Source organism: Actinoplanes sp. NPDC004185 (assembly GCF_053603475.1).
Genome location: NZ_JBSGFR010000057.1, coordinates 25,115 through 40,445, shown reverse-complemented (window position 1 = coordinate 40,445; position 15,331 = coordinate 25,115). Strand labels below are relative to the sequence as shown.

Below are 15,331 nucleotides of genomic sequence, written 5' to 3'. Positions count from 1 at the left end.
TGACTGACCGCAGGCCGGGTCCGGCGCCCCGGCGGGTGGCGCGCCGCGGCCGGCAGCGGTCATCCCTGCCGCGTCGGCCGGATGACGATCTCGCCGATCTCCACGTCGTCCGGCTGCTCGACGACGAAGGCGATCGTCCGGGCCACCGCTTCCGGCGCGATCGCGAACTCGGCCATGGTCCGGCGGGTCAGCTCGCGGACCGCCGGGTCGTCGATGGAATCGGCCAGCTCGGTGCGCACGTAGCCCGGGGAGACCGCCGTGGTCCGGATGACGCCGTCGGTCGATTCCTGACGCAGTCCCTCGAGGACGGTCCGGACGGCGTTCTTGACGCCGCCGTAGACCGCCATCGTCGGCGTGATCTTCAGCCCGGCGGTCGACACCGTGGTGACGAAGTGTCCCCGGCCCTGCCGCCGGAACGCGGGCATCGCCGCCGCGATGCCGTTCAGGACGCCCCGCAGGTTGACGTCGATCATCGCCGTCCAGCCGTCGGTGTCCAGGTCGGCCATCGGGCCGATCTTGGCGATGCCGGCGTTGCCGACCAGGACGTCGATCCGGCCGAAACGCTCGACCGTGCGCGCCACGAACGCCTCCACGTCGGCGCGACGGGTGACGTCGACCCGGCATGTCATCACGGCCGCGCCCCGGTCGCGGAGCTCACCGGCGATGACGTCCAGCCGCTCGGTGCGCCGGGCGCCCAGAGCCACGAGCGCCCCGCGTGCGGCCAGCAGCCGGGCGGTCGCCTCGCCGATGCCACTGCTCGCGCCGGTGATGGCCACGACCTTTCCCGCGATGCCTGACACAGATCTCCCTCCTCCAAGCGGATACGTGTCCACTTGGAGGCAACGGTAGCGGACACGTGTCCGGTTGACCAGTGTGTGGTACGACGTACCGGTGACACCTGCACGTCGCCGGGCCGACGCCACCCAGAACCGCGCCCGCATCATCGAGGCCGCCCGGGCCGAGATCACCCGCGACGCCGACATCCGGCTGAACGCGGTCGCCCAGCGGGCGGGCGTCGGCCAGGGCACCCTCTACCGGCACTTCCCGACCCGGGCCGACCTGCTCGCGGAGGTCTACCGCACCGACGTCGACGACCTGGTCGCCACCGCGCGCACCCTGCTGCAGCGGCACGACCCGCTCACCGCCCTGCGCGCCTGGTTCGACCGGGTCGCCGAGTACGCCCAGGTCAAACGCGGGGTGTTCGCGGCGCTGGAGGTCGCGACGGGCGAGGATCTCTCAGCGCACAGCCTGGGCCCGATCGGCGACGCCGTCACGCTGCTGCTCGACGCCGGCCGGGCGGCCGGCGAGATCCGGGCCGACGTCGACGCCCGCGACGTGATCATCCTGATCAGCTACCTGTCCCGCCTCGACGCGGCGGAGTTCGACGCCCGGGCCAGGCACCTGCTCGGCATCGTGCTCGACGGCCTGCGGACCCGCAGCTCAGGGACGTAGCGTCCCTGAGCTGGGCTCAGCCCGTCAGGCGCGTCAGTAGCGGAAGCGGGACACCAGGGTCTGCAGCTGACCGGCCGTCGTGGCGAGCTCACCGGCGGCATGCCGGGTGGCCGAAACGGTGTCCGTGGTCCGCCGGGTCGCGTCGGACATCCCGGTGATCGTCACGGCGATGTTGCTGGCACCGGTCGCCGCGTCCGACAGCGTGCGGTTCATCTCCTGCGTGGTCGCGGTCTGCTCCTCGACGGCGGAGGCGATGGTGAGCTGGATGCCGTTGATCCGTTCGATGATCGCGGAGATCTCGCCGATCGCGGTGACCGCGCCGTCGGTGTCGGTCTGGATCGTGCGGACCCGCTGGGAGATGTCCTCGGTGGCCTTGGCGGTCTCCTGGGCGAGGTCCTTGACCTCACCGGCCACGACGGCGAAGCCCTTGCCCAGCTCACCGGCGCGGGCGGCCTCGATGGTGGCGTTCAGGGCGAGCAGGTTGGTCTGCTCGGCGATCGAGGTGATCACCTTGATCACGGTGGCGATCTCGGCCGAGGACTCCCCCAGCCGGGCGACGATCGCGTTGGTCGCGGTGGCGACCTCGACGGCCTGCGCCGCCACCTCGGACGCCTCCGTGGTGGAGACGCTGATGTCGCGGATCGAGGAGCCCATCTCCTGCGAGCCCGAGGACACCACCTGCAGGTTGTTCGACACCACATCGGCGGCCGAGGCGACCGAGCCGGCCTGGGCGGCCGCGTCCGCGGCGGCCGCGTCGACCGTGCCGGACACGGTGGTGAGCTGCTGAGCCGCCTCGTTGAGGGTGCCGGCGTTACCCGCCAGCTGCACGACGTCCGCCCGCAACCGGCTGATCGCCCGGTCCAGGGAGGCGGCCATCCGGCCGACCTCGTCCTTGCCGTCGACCCCCGACTCCCGGGTGAGATCGCCGTCGGCGAGCCCGTCGGCGAGCCGCGAGACCCCGGTCATGGCCCGGCGCAGCCGGCTGCCGACCCGGATCGCGAGCAGAATGCTCAGCAGGAGGCCGACCCCGAGCACGACCGCGATCGCCGTCACCGCCTCGCGGGCCTCGGTCGCCGAGTGCTCGATGTTGGCGGCCGACATGGCCTTCGCCCGGTTCTCCAGCGCCACCTGGTCCTCACCCAGCGCGTTGTAGAGGGCGTCGTACTGCTTGACGGCCTCCGCCAGCTGCTCCGGCGTCAACGGCGCCGGCGGCGTCGACGAGGCGGCGGCGCCCCCACCGTTGAAGGCCAGATAGGCCTCCCAGTCCTGCTTGGCCTTGGCGACGACCTGCGCGCCCCCGTCCTCCTGGGACAGGTTCGTGCCGAGCACGTTCAGCGCCTCGGTGATGGCCTGCTTGTTGGCGGTCAACGCCTCGGTGATCCGGCCCTTGAGGCTCGGGTAGAGCTGCAACGAGGACGTGTTGCCGCTGAACGCCTCGATGTTCTTGCCGTAGGACCCGGCGGCGGCCTGGACCGCCAGGGTCTGCCGCTGCGCGGCGGCGGCCTCGTTGTTGAGGTCCCGCACCATGTTGATCGCCACTGCCCCGACGATGAGGCCGCTGACGGCCGCGGTCAGGACCACAGCCCCGATCTTGGTACGCAGTGAACCGTTGTCGAACGCTCCACCGAGCTTCATGACCGTGCCTCTCCTGAACGCCGGGGTCACTCACAACCTACGAGCCGTCGCCGGGCGACGAAGCGTTTCCGGGGAAACTGTGGTGAGAAGCGATCAGTCCTGCAGCAGACCGGCGAGGACCGTCAGGTGGCTGAGATCGACGTCCTTGGTGGCGGTGAGCAGAGTGAGCGTTCCCGTCCCGGACAGCTCACGGAGCCGGCCGAGCGCCGCGGCGGGCTCCGGGCCGCCCAACTCGGCGAGATAGCGGGTCCGGAACTCGTCGAAGAGTTCCGGACGGTGGCCGTACCAGTGGCGCAGCGCCGTGGAGGGAGCCACGTCCTTGAGCCATTCGTCGAGGCGGGCCGCGTCCCGGGTGAGCCCGCGCGGCCACAGCCGGTCCACCAGAACCCGCTTGCCGTCGCCGGGCGCCGGTGCTTCGTACACCCGGCGAAGTCTCAGGTCAGCCCGCATGACGCCTCCTCGGGGGTGGGGCGGGATCGCACCGCGGGTGCGACGGCTGCCCCCGGGGGCTCGGCGACGCTGATCCGCAGTACCGGACCACCATGTCGGAGGAGCAGCGATGACCAGCCTGTCGACCGTCCTCAAGGAGAGCTGGGGCCTGGTCGAGGACCGTCAGGACCGGGTGGCTCAGCACTTCTACGCCCGGCTGTTCCTGTCCGACCCGCAGCTGCGTGACCTCTTCCCGGTGCAGATGGACATCCAGCGCGGCCGGCTGCTGGGCGCGATCGTCACCGCCGTGCAGAACTTCGACAGTCCGGAGGAGATCGACGGCTACCTGCGCTCGCTCGGTCGCGACCACCGTAAGTTCCATGTCACCCCCGAGCACTACAGCCAGGTCAAGGCCGCGTTGATCGACGCCGTCCGGGCCCACGCCGGTGAACGGTGGAACGCCGTGTACGAGCAGGCCTGGAACGACGTGTACGACCATATCGCCGCGAAGATGATCGCCGGTGCGGCCGAGGACACGGAACCGCCGTACCGGTATGCCGAGGTCGTCCACCACGAGCGGCGTGGCGCCGACATCGCCGTGTTCACCTGCCGGCCGCTGCAACCGCTGAAGTTCCGCGCCGGTCAGTACGTCAGCGTCGAGTGCGGCTACCAGCCCCGGCTGTGGCGCACGTACTCCATCGCCAACGCGCCCCGCGAGGACGGCACCCTGGACTTCCACGTCCGCGCCGCCGCCGGCGGCTGGGTGTCCAGCGCCCTGGTACGCCGGCTCAAGGCCGGGGACATGCTGCGCATCGCCGCCCCGATGGGTTCGATGACTCTCGACCCGCAGTCGCGCCGCGACATCGTCTTCGTCACCGGTGGCACCGGCCTCGCCCCGGTCAAGGCCCTGCTGGACGAGCTGACCCGCTACAACCGCACCCGGTTCATCCACCTGTTCCGTGGCGAACGGCAGGACGACGACTTCTACGACCGCCGGCACCTCGACGAGATCGCCGAGAGCTGTCCCTGGCTCACGATCGTCCGCGCGGTCAGCGACGAGCAGGGTTATCCGGGCGAGCGCGGCGCCATCCCGGACGTCGTCTCCCGGCACGGGCCGTGGCGGGACCACGACTTCTACGTGGCCGGCTCGGGCGCCATGGTCAACGCCACCCTGCGCCGGCTCACCGAGATGCGGATCCCGTCCACCCGGATAAAGTACGACGCCTTCACCGACGCCTGAGCCGGTCACGCGGAGGCGGGCAGCGGCTCCTGGGGCCAGTTGAGGACCTTCGCGCCGAGCACCGCCGCCTGCAACGTGAAGCGGTGCGCCGGATCGCCCGGGTCGTAGCCGGTCAGGGTCCGCACCCGGGCCAGGCGGTAGGTGACCGTACGGACCGACACGTGCAGCCGCTTCGCCGACTCGGTGGCCACCGCGCCCGTCTCGAAGTAGGCGTGCAGGGTGTCGAGCAGCGGGCCGGCCCCGCCCCGGGCCCCGGTGAGCGGGCTCAGGACGGCCTGAACCAGGTCCACGATGGCCGGCTGGTCGCGCAGCAGGACCCGGTAGACGAGCAGGTCGTGGGCGTTGATGACCGGGGTGTCGGCGTGCAGCCGGCCGGCCATGGTGAGCGCCTCGCGCGCCTCCTCATAGGAGCGGGCGATGCCGTACAGGCCGGGGTGGGGTCGTCCGACCGCGACCCGCCAGGGGCGTCCGCGGCGCAGCCGGCTCAGCTCGCGGTGCATCAGCCCGCCCAGCTCGTTGCTCGCGTCCAGCGCCGGCGAGGGCCGGCCGGCGGCCGCGGCGTCGGCCGGGGCCAGCACCACGAGCAGCCCGTCCTTGGTCGCGACCAGGACGTCCCGGTCACCGAGCCGGTCGAAGACGACCGCCTCCAGGGCGCTGATGGCCGCGTCGGCGTCCGGCAACCGCCGGCTCGGCGCGGCCAGCGCCACCTGGTGGACCCGGGCCAGGTCGAGCCCGAACGGCTCGGCCCGTTCCACCAGTGTCCCGAGGTCGGAGTCGCCGCGCAGCAGGTCGTCGATCAGGTCCCGGCGCAGTGATTCCTCCCGGCGCACCAGGTCACGGCGGGCCACCGCGTAGCCCTCGGCGAGCGTGGCGACCGCGTCGTCGACGACCTGCAGGACAGCCGTCGCCGCGGCCCGCACCGCCTCCCGGTCGCGGGATCGCACGACCACCGGCAGGTCCTGCCACAGCCGCCGCGCCGCGGACAGATACAGCTGCACCACGCGCCCGGCCGAGATGCCCTGCTCGGCCGCGCGCCGGCCGAGCAGGGCCACCGCGTCGAGCTCGCGCCGCTTCGCGCGGCGGCCGTGGGTGGCCGCGTCGGCGAGCAGCGGCAGGTAGTCACCGAGCAGTTCCACCGGTACGCCGCCGGCGTCGCGGCTGGCCCCTTCGGCGACGTCGACGAGCCACGCGTCCTCCGGGCCCCGCTGAGCTCTGCCGGTCACCGCCGCCTCCAGACCCGCGCCGCGCCGGCCGTTCGTTGCCGACAGTCGGCAGTCTAGACCCGCCAGGTCTGGAGACCGTGGCCCTGCCGGGAGCCCACCGGTCCCGGCGACGATGGAGGCAGCCCCAGGAAGGAGAGAACGACATGCAGGTCCGCAGCTCACACGTGGTTCCCGCGGTCGCCGTCGCGAGCGTCCTCGCCTTGGCCGTGGCGGTGTTCCTGAATCACGGTGCCGCCGACGCGCTGTTGCTGACCGTCCTCGTCGCCGTGCTGACCGGCCTCTACACGCTGCGCCGCCACGCCCGCGCCCGGACGCTGTACAGCCGCCGGGCCGAACCGCGCAGCGAGACCGTCAGCACCGGGAAGGAGACATCATGACGACCTGGCGGGTCCAGGATGTGATGACCACCGAGGTGATCACCGCGCCCGACGACGCATCCGTCGCGGACCTGGTCGCCCTGCTCACCGACCGGCAGATCACCGCCGTGCCGATCACCGACCGCTTCGACGTCGTGCTCGGCGTGGTCTCGTGGACGGATCTGCGGCGGAAGATCACCATCGGCCCGGCCGGCAGTTCCCCGGCCGGCTGGTGGCGCCGCCGGGTGCCCCGGCGGTTGCGGTGGCCCGAGGGTACGGCCGTGGAGGTGATGAGCGGCCCGGCGCTGACCGTCGGAGCCGACGCGTCGCTGCCGGCCGCGGCCCGGACGATGTACCGCCGCGGCGTCCGCCGGTTGCTCGTCGTCGACCGTGACGGCGGGCTGCGGGGCATCGTCACCCGGTCGGACCTGTTGAAGGTGCACGCCCGGCTGGACGCTGTCATCCGCGACGAGGTCATGCAGCAGGTCCTGCGCCGCACGCTGATGATCCGGCCCGGCGCGGTCCGGGCCGACGTCGACGAAGGAGTCGTCACACTCCCCGGGCACACCGCCCGCAGGACGACCGCCGTCGCCGCTGCCCGGCTGACCGCCACGGTCCCCGGCGTCACCGGCGTCGTCGACCAGCTCACGTTCGGCCTCGACGACACCGTCGCGGCGATCCGGCCCGGCCGGCCCGCGCGGACTGCCGGGGACGCTTCCTTGCCGACACCTGGCAAACAACGAGTCCATTCGTCGCCGTCGCCGGCCATGGTGGGCGGAAAGGAACACAGCCATGCTTGACGTCCGCACCGCCGACCGCCGGACCAGGACCGCGGCCCGCCCGGTCCGGAGAAGGGCCGACATGCAGTGGCAGGTGGACGACGTCATGACGCGCGAGGTCATCACCGTGGGGGCCGACACGCCCGTGGGTCAGATCGCCGGCCTGCTCGACCGCGAGGGCATCAGCGCCGTACCGGTGACCACCCCGGCCGGCGACGTCCTGGGCGTCGTCTCCCAGGCCGACCTGCTGGCCGGCGTCGCCGACGGGAAGCGGCGCAGGCCGCGAGCCAAACGCTCAGCCTGCGCCGGGGATGTGATGACCGCCCCGGCATTGTCCATCGACGCGGGGGCGTCCCTGAAGCAGGCGGCGAGGACCATGCAGTCCCGCAACGTCCGCCGGCTGTTCGTCACCGGGCCGCAGGGCCGCCTGCTCGGTGTGGTGTCCCGCGGTGACCTGCTGCGCCCGTACGCCCGGCCGGACGCGGCGATCCGGCGCGAGGTCGAGGCAGTGCTGTGCCGCCGGCTCTGGATCCGCCCGGAACAGGTGACCGTCCGGGTCAACGAGGGCACGGCGACGCTGACCGGGGCGGTGGGCCGGCGCTCGACCGCCGGCATCGTCACCAGGCTGGCCACCGCGGTGCCCGGGGTGACCGGGGTGGTCGACCGTATCGGCTACGACTTCGACGACGCCGCCCTGGCCCGCTCCAGGGTCGACCGCACCCATCCGTTCAGCGCCGACCCGTTCCGTCCCGGCGGGTGGGCCGCATGAGGACTTCGGAGGCACCATGACCGCCACGCTGCACGGCCCGACCCGTACGTCCGCCGACCACATGGAGCTGCTCCGCGGCATGCTGGAGGAGCAGTTCGCCGTGCACACCGCCCGCCTGACCCAGCTCACCGTGTACGCCCGGCACGCCGGCCACGACCCCGACACCCTCGACGCGCTCATCGCGGCCACCCGGGAGCGGATCGCCGAGACGGCGCAGGCCCTCCGGCGGATGTCCGAAGGCACGTACGGGCTGTGCGTGGAGTGTCACAAGCCGCTCCCCCTCGGCCGGCTGCACACCCTGCCGCACGCCGGCCACTGCACCCGCTGCGAGCGGCGCCGGACGTCCTGATCCCGCGTACGTCTACGATCGTCGGGACAGCCACGTGATCGTGAGACGGACGTGCTCCGACCGGTGAGAGGACAGCCATGCGGGTGCTGCTCGTCGCCCCTCCCGGAGCGGGAAAAGGGACCCAGGGTGCGCTGATCGCCACCCATTTCGCCGTGCCGCACATCGCCACCGGTGACCTGTTGCGTGATCACGTCGCCCGGCGGACCCCGCTGGGCACGGCCGTCCGGGCCCACCTGGACCGCGGTGAGCTGGTCCCGGACGACATCGTCCTGGACATGGTCCGCGACGCCTTCCTGGAGGCCAGGGACCAGGGCGGATACGTCCTGGACGGGATGCCCCGCAACATGGCCCAGGCCCGGGCCCTCTACCAGGTCGGCAAGGACCTCGAGATGACCGCGAACGTCGCGCTGCACCTCAAGGCCGACGACGACGAGCTGATCCGCCGGCTGCTGGCCCGCGCGGCGCTGGAACACCGCTCCGACGACACCGAGGAGATCATCCGGCGGCGGCTGGCCCTCTACCACGAGGTGACGTACCCGATCGTGGAGTGGTACAGCAGCCGCGGGATCCTCGTGTCCGTGGACGCCATGCGCCCGGTCGCCCAGGTCGCGCACCAGGTGCTCACCGCTCTGGAGAGCATGAGCACGCTGGTCGACCTCGTTCCCGAGAACGCCCGGCGTTCCATCGACCTGACCGGGCTCGGCGCCGCGTTCGGCCAGAGCTGACCGACCCGGCCCGGACCAGCAGCGGAGGCGACATGATCGGCGAGGCCCGGTTCCCGGTCGAGGCGTGGCAGGTCCGCGAGGCCGTCCTGGAGCTGGACCGGCTCGGGCCGGCCGAGTCGGTGCTGGCGCTGGCCAACGGCCACATCGGGCTGCGCGGCAACCTGGACGAGGGCGAGCCGCACGTCATCGCCGGCACCTATCTGAACTCGTACTACGAGCAGCGGCCGCTGCCGTACCCGGAGGGCGGCTACGGCTATCCGGAGCAGGGACAGACCGTCGTCAACGTCACCGACGGCAAGCTGATCCGGCTGATGGTCGACGACGAGCCGTTCCACGTGGCGCACGGCCGGCTGCACGCCCACGAGCGCGTCCTGGATCTGCGGGCCGGTGTGCTGCGCCGGGAGGTCGACTGGGAGTCACCGGCCGGGCGACGGGTGCGGATCCGCAGCTCCCGGCTCGTCTCTTTCACCCAGCGCGCGGTGGCCGCCGTCGACTACGAGGTCGAGGCGGTCGGCCACGAGGTGCGGATCACCCTGCAGTCGGGCCTGGTGGCCAACGAGGAGCAGCCGCAGCAATCCAAGGACCCGCGCGTCGCCGCCGCGCTGGACCGTCCGCTGGTCGCGGTGGCCCAGGACACCGAGCAGCACGGCGCGGTGCTGCTGCACCGCACCCGCAGCAGCGAGCTGCTGATGGCGGCCGGCATGGACCACGCCGTCACCGCGCCCGGCGCTTACGACGAGGAGACCGACGTCCGCGAGGACTGGGCCCGCACGACGGTGGTCACCGTGCTGCGGCCCGGCGAGCGGCTGCGGATCACCAAGTTCCTCGGGTACGCGTGGAGCAGCCGGCGGTCGCCGCAGGCGTTGCGTGACCAGGTGGCCGCGGCGCTGACCGGGGCGCAGTACGCCGGCTGGGACGATCTCGCCGCCGAGCAGCGCGCGTACCTCGACGACTTCTGGGACGCCGCCGACGTCGAGGTCGACGGCGACCCGGTGCTGCAGCAGGCGGTCCGCTTCGGCCTGTTCCACGTGCTCCAGGCGGGCGCCCGGGCCGAGCGGCGGGCCATCGGCGCCAAGGGACTGACCGGCCCGGGGTACGACGGGCACGCCTTCTGGGACACCGAAGGCTACGTCCTGCCGTTGCTGACCTACATCGCCCCGCACGCCACGGCCGACGCGCTGCGGTGGCGGCACAGCATCCTCGGCCAGGCCCGGCACCGCGCCCGTACGCTCGGCCTGGCCGGTGCGGCGTTCCCGTGGCGCACCATCCACGGCGAGGAGTGCTCGGCGTACTGGCCGGCCGGCACCGCGGCGCTGCACCTGAACGCGGTGATCGCCCGCGCCGTCGAACGCTACCGCCAGGTCACCGGCGACGACTCGCTGGAGGCCGAGTGCGGCCTGGAGATCCTCGTCGAGACGGCCCGGCTGTGGGTCTCCCACGGCCACCACGACGCCGCCGGCCACTGGCACGTCGACGGCGTCACCGGTCCGGACGAGTACAGCGCGGTCGCCGACGACAACGTCTTCACCAACCTGATGGCCGCCCGCAATCTGCGGGCCGCTGTTGCCGCGTGCGCCCGGCGGCCCGAGGCCGCCGAACAGCTCGGTGTCCGCCCGGACGAGCCGCCGGTCTGGCAGGCCGCCGCCGACGCGGTGCACGTGCCCTACGACGAACGGCTCGGCGTGCACGAGCAGTCCGCCGGCTTCACCCGCTATGCCCCGTGGGACTTCGCCCCCGAGCATCCGGGCGAGCCGCTGATGCTGCACGCGCCGTACTTCCAGCTGTACCGCCGGCAGGTGATCAAGCAGGCGGATCTGGTGCTGGCGCTGCACTGGTGCCCGGAGGCCTTCACCCCCGAGCAGAAGGCCCGCAACGTCGACTACTACGAGCGCATCACCGTGCGCGACTCGTCGCTGTCGGCCTGCACCCAGGCGGTGATGTGCGCCGAGGTCGGCCACGTGGAGCTGGCCCACGACTACGCCTGGGAGGCCGCCCTGGTCGACCTGCGCGATCTGCACGCCAACACCCGTGACGGGCTGCACCTGGCCTCGCTGGCCGGGGCGTGGTCGGCGATCGTCGAAGGCTTCGGCGGCCTGCGCGAGCACGACGACGTGCTCGCGCTGGCGCCGCGGCTGCCCCAGGGCATCACCGGGCTGCGCTTCCGGCTGCGGCACAGCGGTCTGCGCCTGCTGGTCGAGGCCGACCCCACAACGGTACGGGTGAGCCTGCGCGACGGCACCGACGCCCGCCTGACGATCAAGCTCTACGGGGAGCCGATCGAGCTCACCGCCGGTGGCTCCGTCCAGCGCCCCGTCGCCGCCCTGGAACCCCTGCTCCCGCCACCCCACCAGCCCCCGGGCTACGCCCCCGAACGCGCCGGCACCCCCTAGGTTCTGTCTCTTAGATCAAGGCCGTCGGGTACGGCGCGGAGCCAGTCGAGCATTTCGACGAGGTCGAGGGTGGCTTGAAGTGGGCGCCGAGCTTGTCGTAGCGGGTGGCCAGGCCGCGCCAGTGCTTGCGCCGGTTGAAGCTACGACCCGGTTAACGAGGTCGGACGTACTCGTGGACGCCCCGGCCCGGGCGTGGCGACCCGGACCTGGTTCAGCAACGGAATCAACTGCTGGGTGTCGGCGGCTTGTCCCGGTGTGATCAGCGAGGCGAGGGACCGGCCCCGGCCGTCGGCGAGGGTGTGGATCTTTGTGGTCAGCCCGCCGCGGGAGTGTCCGATGCCTTCGCGTGCCTGTGTTCCGGCGATGCTGATCCCCTTTTTGCCGCTCCGGCCGCGTGCTGATGGGTGCGCACGATCGTCGCGTCGATGTGGGCGTCCCCATCGATGTCGTCATCGAGCTCGGCAAGCGTCACCACCTGGGCTTTCAGCCTCGCCCAGGTGCCGTCGGCGGCCCACCTGCGGAACCGCTGGTACGGCGTTTTCCAGGGTCCGTAGCGTTCGGGCAGGTCACGCCATGGTGAGCCGGTGCGTTTGACCCAGCAGATCGCGTTGATCACCTCCCGATGGTCACGCCACCGGCGGCCCTGGACCGGCTGCGCCGGCAGCAACGGCGCCAGCACAGCCCATTCCTCGTTCGTCAGGTCACCACGCGCCACACCGGATCCAACGATCGACGCTCATGATCGCCACGATGATCTAAGAGACAGAACCTAGTCCGTCGCCAGCAGGGAGTCGTCCGGGCCCTCGCTGCCCGCCGGGTACTCCAGCAGCGGGACCGTCCCGTCCCGCCAGGCGCTCAGCACCGGCTCGACGATCCGCCAGCACTGCTCGGCGGTGTCACCCCGGACCGACAGCAGCGGGTCGTCGTCCAGGACGCCGCGCAGCACTTCGCCGTACGCGGGCAGCTCTCCCGGCCCGAAGTCGGCATCGAGGGTGACCGGATCAATCTCGAACGGGTCGCCGGGGCCGTTGATGTTGAGGTCGACGGCGAGCCGGTCCGGGCCGAAGCCGATCCGCAGCCGATCGGGCCGGTCGTAGCCGGTCAGCCCGTCGGGCACCCGGGACGGCTGCTTGAACGTGATGACCGCTTCCTTGCGGGTGGCGCTCATCGCCTTGCCGGACCGCAGCCGGAACGGCACCCCGGCCCACCGCCAGGTGTCCACCGTCAGCACCACCTCGGCCAGCGTCTCGGTGTTCCGGCCGGGGTCGACGCCCGCCTCCTCGGCGTACGCGGGCAGCCGCCGCCCGTCGATCTCGCCGGCGGTGTACCGGGCGCGGCGGGTGCAGGTGCGGGCGTCGTCGTCCCACAGCCGGGTGGCCCGCAGGACCTGGGCCTTGCGGTCGCGCACCTCGCGCGCGTCGATGCTGGGCGGCGCGTCCATGGCGAGCAGGGCCAGCACCTGCAGCAGGTGGCTCTGCACCATGTCGACCAGGGCGCCCGCGGAGTCGTAGTAGCCGGCCCGGCCCTCGAGGGCGAGGCTCTCGTCGAAGACGATGTCGACACTGGCGACGTGATCGGCGTTCAACATGGGTTCGAACAGGCGGTTGGCGAACCGCAGGCCCAGGATGTTCAGCACGGTGGATTTGCCGAGGAAGTGGTCGACCCGGTGGATCTGCTCCTCGGGCACCAGCGTGGCCAGCAGCTGGTTGAGCCGCTCGGCGCCGGCGGTGTCGGTGCCGAAGGGCTTCTCCAGCACCAGCCGGGTGCCCGCCGGCAGGTCGAGGCCGGTCAGGGCCTGGCAGGCCTTCGCGGTGACGGCCGGCGGCAGGGCGAAGAAGATCACGATCTGTCCGCGGCAGGCGTCGAGCAAACGGCGCAGGTCTTCAGGCTTGGTCACATCGGCCTGCATGTAGCGCGTGCCCTCGATCGTGGCGGTGACCTGGGGGCCGGTGGCGGACACCGACGAGAAGGAGTCGTCGACGCGCTTGCGCCAGCGCTCCTCGTCCCAGTCGTCCATTCCGCTGCCCAGCAGGAACAGGGGCTGGCCGGGGACCGCGGTGAGCAGCCCGCCCAGTCCGGGCAGCAGCAGCCGGGCCGTGAGGTCGCCGCTGGCGCCGAGCACGAGCAGGCTCTGTTCCTCGCCGGCTCCGGCCGGCCCCGCAGATCTTGTCGTCATGCCCCCACCATGCCCGGGCCGCCCCGGCACTAATCTCCGCGCGGCTGTCACAACGGCGGGGGCTGTCCGGTCGTAGCGGGTGGACGAACTCTCCGACCAGAAAGGTCACGCACATGAAGATCGCCGTCATCGGTGGCACCGGGCTCATCGGCTCGCAGGTGGTACAGATGCTGAACGCGGGCGGGCACGAGGCGGTGCCGCACTCGCCATCCACCGGCCTCGACCTGCTCAGCGGGAAGGGCCTGGACGAGGCGCTGCGGGGCGCCGACGTCGTCGTCAACCTGACGAACTCGCCGACCTTCGACGACGCCTCCCCCGCCTTCTTCCGGACGACCATGGACAACCTGCTCGCCGCGGCCCGGCGCGCCGGGGTCGGCCACGCGGTCATCCTGTCCATCGTGGGCGCCGAGCGGGTGCCGGACCTGGCCTACTACCGCGCGAAGGTGCTGCAGGAGGACATCCTCAAGGCCGGCCCGGTGCCGTACTCGATCGTCCGGGCCACGCAGTTCTTCGAGTTCATCGACGCGGTGCTGTCCTGGACCTCCGACGAGCACACGGTCCGGCTGCCGGCCACGCCCGTCCAGCCCATGGCCGCGGCCGACGTCGCCCGGGCCGTGGCCGAGGTGGCCGTCGGCTCGCCGCTGAACGGCACCCGCGACGTCGCCGGTCCTGAGGTCTTCGCCCTCGACGAGCTGGGCCGGATCACCCTGGCCGCCCACGGGGACAAGCGCACCGTGGTCACCGACAACAGCGCCGGCATGTTCGCCGCCGCTCCGGGCGACGCCCTGATCGCCGAGCAGGACGCCGTCATCGCCAAGACGTCGTACCGGGAGTGGCTCGCCCGTTGATCCCGGCCGGGCCCGCACGGCAGCACCGGGCGGGCCCGGCACGGTCAGGACACCGCCGCGATCTTGTCGGGGTTGACGATCCACAGCAGCTGGTCGATACCCTCGGCCGAGGCACTGATGGTGAGCAGGCCGTAGACGGCATCACCGCGGCGGAACACGGCGGCGGTCTGCCCGTTGGTGGTCGCCCACCGCACGTCGATGTCGTCCCAGAACCAGGTGGAGATCGCGGCGAGGAACCTGGCCACCCGCTCCGCGCCCACCACGGGCTGACGGGCGACCCGGTACGCGCCGTTGCCGTCGGACACGCTGGTCACGTCGGCCGCGAAGAGCTTCTCCAGCGCGCTCAGGTTCCCGGAACGGGCAGCCGCGATGAACGTCGTCAGCAGCTCCTTCTGCTCGTCCGCACTCACCGGCGTACGCCGATCCCCGCTCACGTGCCTGCGGGCGCGGCTGACCAGTTGGCGCACCGCGGGCTCGGTCGACTGGAGAATGCCGGCGATCTGCGCGTACGGGTAATCGAAGGCCTCGCGCAGCACGTAGGCCGCGCGTTCGCTGGGGGTGAGCTTCTCCATCAGCAGCAGGGTCGCGAGCTGCAGCGCCTCACCGCGCTCGGCGCCCAGGTACGGGTCGGCGCTGGTGTCGACGGGCTCGGGCAGCCACGGCCCGACGTAGGTCTCGCGCCGCACCCGCGCGGACTGCAGGGCGTTGATGGCCAGCCGGGTGGCGGTCGTCGCGAGGAACGCGCCCGGGTTGACGACCACGCTGCGGTCGGTCGTCTGCCACCGCAACCAGACGTCCTGCACCAGATCCTCGGCCTCGGTGGCACTGCCGAGCATCCTGTACGCGATGCCGAACAGCCGTGACCGTACGCTCGCGAAGACCGCCGCAGCCTCCTGGAGGTCCTCCGTCACCCTGCCTCCATCCGGTCATCCGGCGACCGCCGCCGGGCCCATCGTCGGC

The 15,331-nt window shown here is 72.2% G+C and carries 15 protein-coding genes and 1 pseudogene; 9 read left to right on the top strand and 7 right to left on the bottom strand.

Annotated elements, in window-relative coordinates; all coding sequences use genetic code 11:
• Positions 1–59: 59 nt before the first annotated feature.
• Positions 60–800: an SDR family oxidoreductase gene (locus ACWEOZ_RS38270; protein WP_451915567.1), complete on the bottom strand. Its 741-nt coding sequence runs from the start codon at positions 798–800 to the stop codon at positions 60–62.
• 91 nt (positions 801–891) lie between these two features.
• Here ACWEOZ_RS38270 and ACWEOZ_RS38265 point away from each other — a divergent pair, with 91 nt between their 5' ends.
• Entirely contained in the window at positions 892–1,452 is a 561-nt protein-coding gene (locus tag ACWEOZ_RS38265) for a TetR/AcrR family transcriptional regulator (RefSeq protein WP_451915566.1), read from the top strand.
• 33 nt (positions 1,453–1,485) lie between these two features.
• Here ACWEOZ_RS38265 and ACWEOZ_RS38260 read toward each other — a convergent pair whose 3' ends face one another.
• Both ACWEOZ_RS38260 and ACWEOZ_RS38255 read right to left on the bottom strand, forming a co-directional pair.
• Entirely contained in the window at positions 1,486–3,087 is a 1,602-nt protein-coding gene (locus tag ACWEOZ_RS38260) for a methyl-accepting chemotaxis protein (protein ID WP_451915565.1), read from the bottom strand.
• 93 nt (positions 3,088–3,180) lie between these two features.
• Positions 3,181–3,537: a DUF488 domain-containing protein gene (locus ACWEOZ_RS38255; RefSeq protein ID WP_451915564.1), complete on the bottom strand. Its 357-nt coding sequence runs from the start codon at positions 3,535–3,537 to the stop codon at positions 3,181–3,183.
• A 109-nt stretch (positions 3,538–3,646) separates the two neighbouring features.
• Between ACWEOZ_RS38255 and ACWEOZ_RS38250 the strand changes: the two genes are divergently transcribed.
• A complete protein-coding gene (locus ACWEOZ_RS38250) occupies positions 3,647–4,756 on the top strand; it encodes a globin domain-containing protein (protein ID WP_451915563.1) in 1,110 nt (369 codons plus the stop codon).
• A gap of 5 nt (positions 4,757–4,761) precedes the next feature.
• On the opposite strand, the gene ACWEOZ_RS38245 is transcribed toward ACWEOZ_RS38250, so the two are convergent.
• On the bottom strand, positions 4,762–5,979 hold the full coding sequence (locus ACWEOZ_RS38245; RefSeq protein ID WP_451915562.1) for a PucR family transcriptional regulator: 1,218 nt from the start codon (positions 5,977–5,979) through the stop codon (positions 4,762–4,764).
• A 143-nt stretch (positions 5,980–6,122) separates the two neighbouring features.
• Between ACWEOZ_RS38245 and ACWEOZ_RS38240 the strand changes: the two genes are divergently transcribed.
• From ACWEOZ_RS38240 to ACWEOZ_RS38215, 6 genes are all read left to right on the top strand, one after another.
• The gene (locus tag ACWEOZ_RS38240) at positions 6,123–6,356 is read left to right on the top strand and encodes a hypothetical protein (RefSeq protein ID WP_451915561.1); all 234 of its coding nucleotides are present in this window, start codon (positions 6,123–6,125) and stop codon (positions 6,354–6,356) included.
• Entirely contained in the window at positions 6,353–7,135 is a 783-nt protein-coding gene (locus tag ACWEOZ_RS38235) for a CBS domain-containing protein (protein WP_451915560.1), read from the top strand. The genes ACWEOZ_RS38240 and ACWEOZ_RS38235 overlap by 4 nt, the downstream gene beginning before the upstream one ends.
• Positions 7,128–7,883 (top strand): CBS domain-containing protein, encoded by a 756-nt coding sequence (locus ACWEOZ_RS38230; RefSeq protein ID WP_451915559.1) that lies wholly within the window; start codon positions 7,128–7,130, stop codon positions 7,881–7,883. Before ACWEOZ_RS38235 ends, ACWEOZ_RS38230 begins: the two co-directional genes overlap by 8 nt.
• Before the next feature lie 16 nt (positions 7,884–7,899).
• Entirely contained in the window at positions 7,900–8,232 is a 333-nt protein-coding gene (locus tag ACWEOZ_RS38225) for a TraR/DksA family transcriptional regulator (RefSeq protein ID WP_451915558.1), read from the top strand.
• 77 nt (positions 8,233–8,309) lie between these two features.
• A complete protein-coding gene (locus tag ACWEOZ_RS38220) occupies positions 8,310–8,957 on the top strand; it encodes an adenylate kinase (RefSeq protein WP_451915557.1) in 648 nt (215 codons plus the stop codon).
• A 32-nt stretch (positions 8,958–8,989) separates the two neighbouring features.
• A complete protein-coding gene (locus tag ACWEOZ_RS38215) occupies positions 8,990–11,347 on the top strand; it encodes a glycoside hydrolase family 65 protein (RefSeq protein ID WP_451915556.1) in 2,358 nt (785 codons plus the stop codon).
• A 152-nt stretch (positions 11,348–11,499) separates the two neighbouring features.
• On the opposite strand, the pseudogene ACWEOZ_RS38210 reads toward ACWEOZ_RS38215, so the two are convergent.
• A pseudogene (locus ACWEOZ_RS38210) lies at positions 11,500–12,062 on the bottom strand (IS5 family transposase); the annotation flags it as partial.
• Between the two features lie 54 nt (positions 12,063–12,116).
• Positions 12,117–13,523, bottom strand: a complete 1,407-nt coding sequence (locus tag ACWEOZ_RS38205) for a glucose-6-phosphate dehydrogenase (RefSeq protein ID WP_451915555.1) — start codon at positions 13,521–13,523, stop codon at positions 12,117–12,119.
• A gap of 113 nt (positions 13,524–13,636) precedes the next feature.
• On the opposite strand from ACWEOZ_RS38205, the gene ACWEOZ_RS38200 reads away from it, so the two are divergent.
• Positions 13,637–14,371, top strand: a complete 735-nt coding sequence (locus ACWEOZ_RS38200) for an SDR family oxidoreductase (RefSeq protein ID WP_451915554.1) — start codon at positions 13,637–13,639, stop codon at positions 14,369–14,371.
• A 44-nt stretch (positions 14,372–14,415) separates the two neighbouring features.
• On the opposite strand, the gene ACWEOZ_RS38195 is transcribed toward ACWEOZ_RS38200, so the two are convergent.
• The gene (locus ACWEOZ_RS38195) at positions 14,416–15,282 is read right to left on the bottom strand and encodes an RNA polymerase sigma-70 factor (protein ID WP_451915553.1); all 867 of its coding nucleotides are present in this window, start codon (positions 15,280–15,282) and stop codon (positions 14,416–14,418) included.
• Positions 15,283–15,331: the final 49 nt, after the last annotated feature.

What these genes read in the sequence shown, in the direction of transcription:
- ACWEOZ_RS38260 (WP_451915565.1), bottom strand. Translation starts at nt 3,087, where the DNA reads ATGAAGCTCGGTGGAGCGTTCGACAACGGTTCACTGCGTACCAAGATC.
- ACWEOZ_RS38255 (WP_451915564.1), bottom strand. Translation starts at nt 3,537, where the DNA reads ATGCGGGCTGACCTGAGACTTCGCCGGGTGTACGAAGCACCGGCGCCC.
- ACWEOZ_RS38250 (WP_451915563.1), top strand. Translation starts at nt 3,647, where the DNA reads ATGACCAGCCTGTCGACCGTCCTCAAGGAGAGCTGGGGCCTGGTCGAG.
- ACWEOZ_RS38240 (WP_451915561.1), top strand. Translation starts at nt 6,123, where the DNA reads ATGCAGGTCCGCAGCTCACACGTGGTTCCCGCGGTCGCCGTCGCGAGC.
- ACWEOZ_RS38235 (WP_451915560.1), top strand. Translation starts at nt 6,353, where the DNA reads ATGACGACCTGGCGGGTCCAGGATGTGATGACCACCGAGGTGATCACC.
- ACWEOZ_RS38230 (WP_451915559.1), top strand. Translation starts at nt 7,128, where the DNA reads ATGCTTGACGTCCGCACCGCCGACCGCCGGACCAGGACCGCGGCCCGC.
- ACWEOZ_RS38225 (WP_451915558.1), top strand. Translation starts at nt 7,900, where the DNA reads ATGACCGCCACGCTGCACGGCCCGACCCGTACGTCCGCCGACCACATG.
- ACWEOZ_RS38220 (WP_451915557.1), top strand. Translation starts at nt 8,310, where the DNA reads ATGCGGGTGCTGCTCGTCGCCCCTCCCGGAGCGGGAAAAGGGACCCAG.
- ACWEOZ_RS38215 (WP_451915556.1), top strand. Translation starts at nt 8,990, where the DNA reads ATGATCGGCGAGGCCCGGTTCCCGGTCGAGGCGTGGCAGGTCCGCGAG.
- ACWEOZ_RS38205 (WP_451915555.1), bottom strand. Translation starts at nt 13,523, where the DNA reads ATGACGACAAGATCTGCGGGGCCGGCCGGAGCCGGCGAGGAACAGAGC.
- ACWEOZ_RS38200 (WP_451915554.1), top strand. Translation starts at nt 13,637, where the DNA reads ATGAAGATCGCCGTCATCGGTGGCACCGGGCTCATCGGCTCGCAGGTG.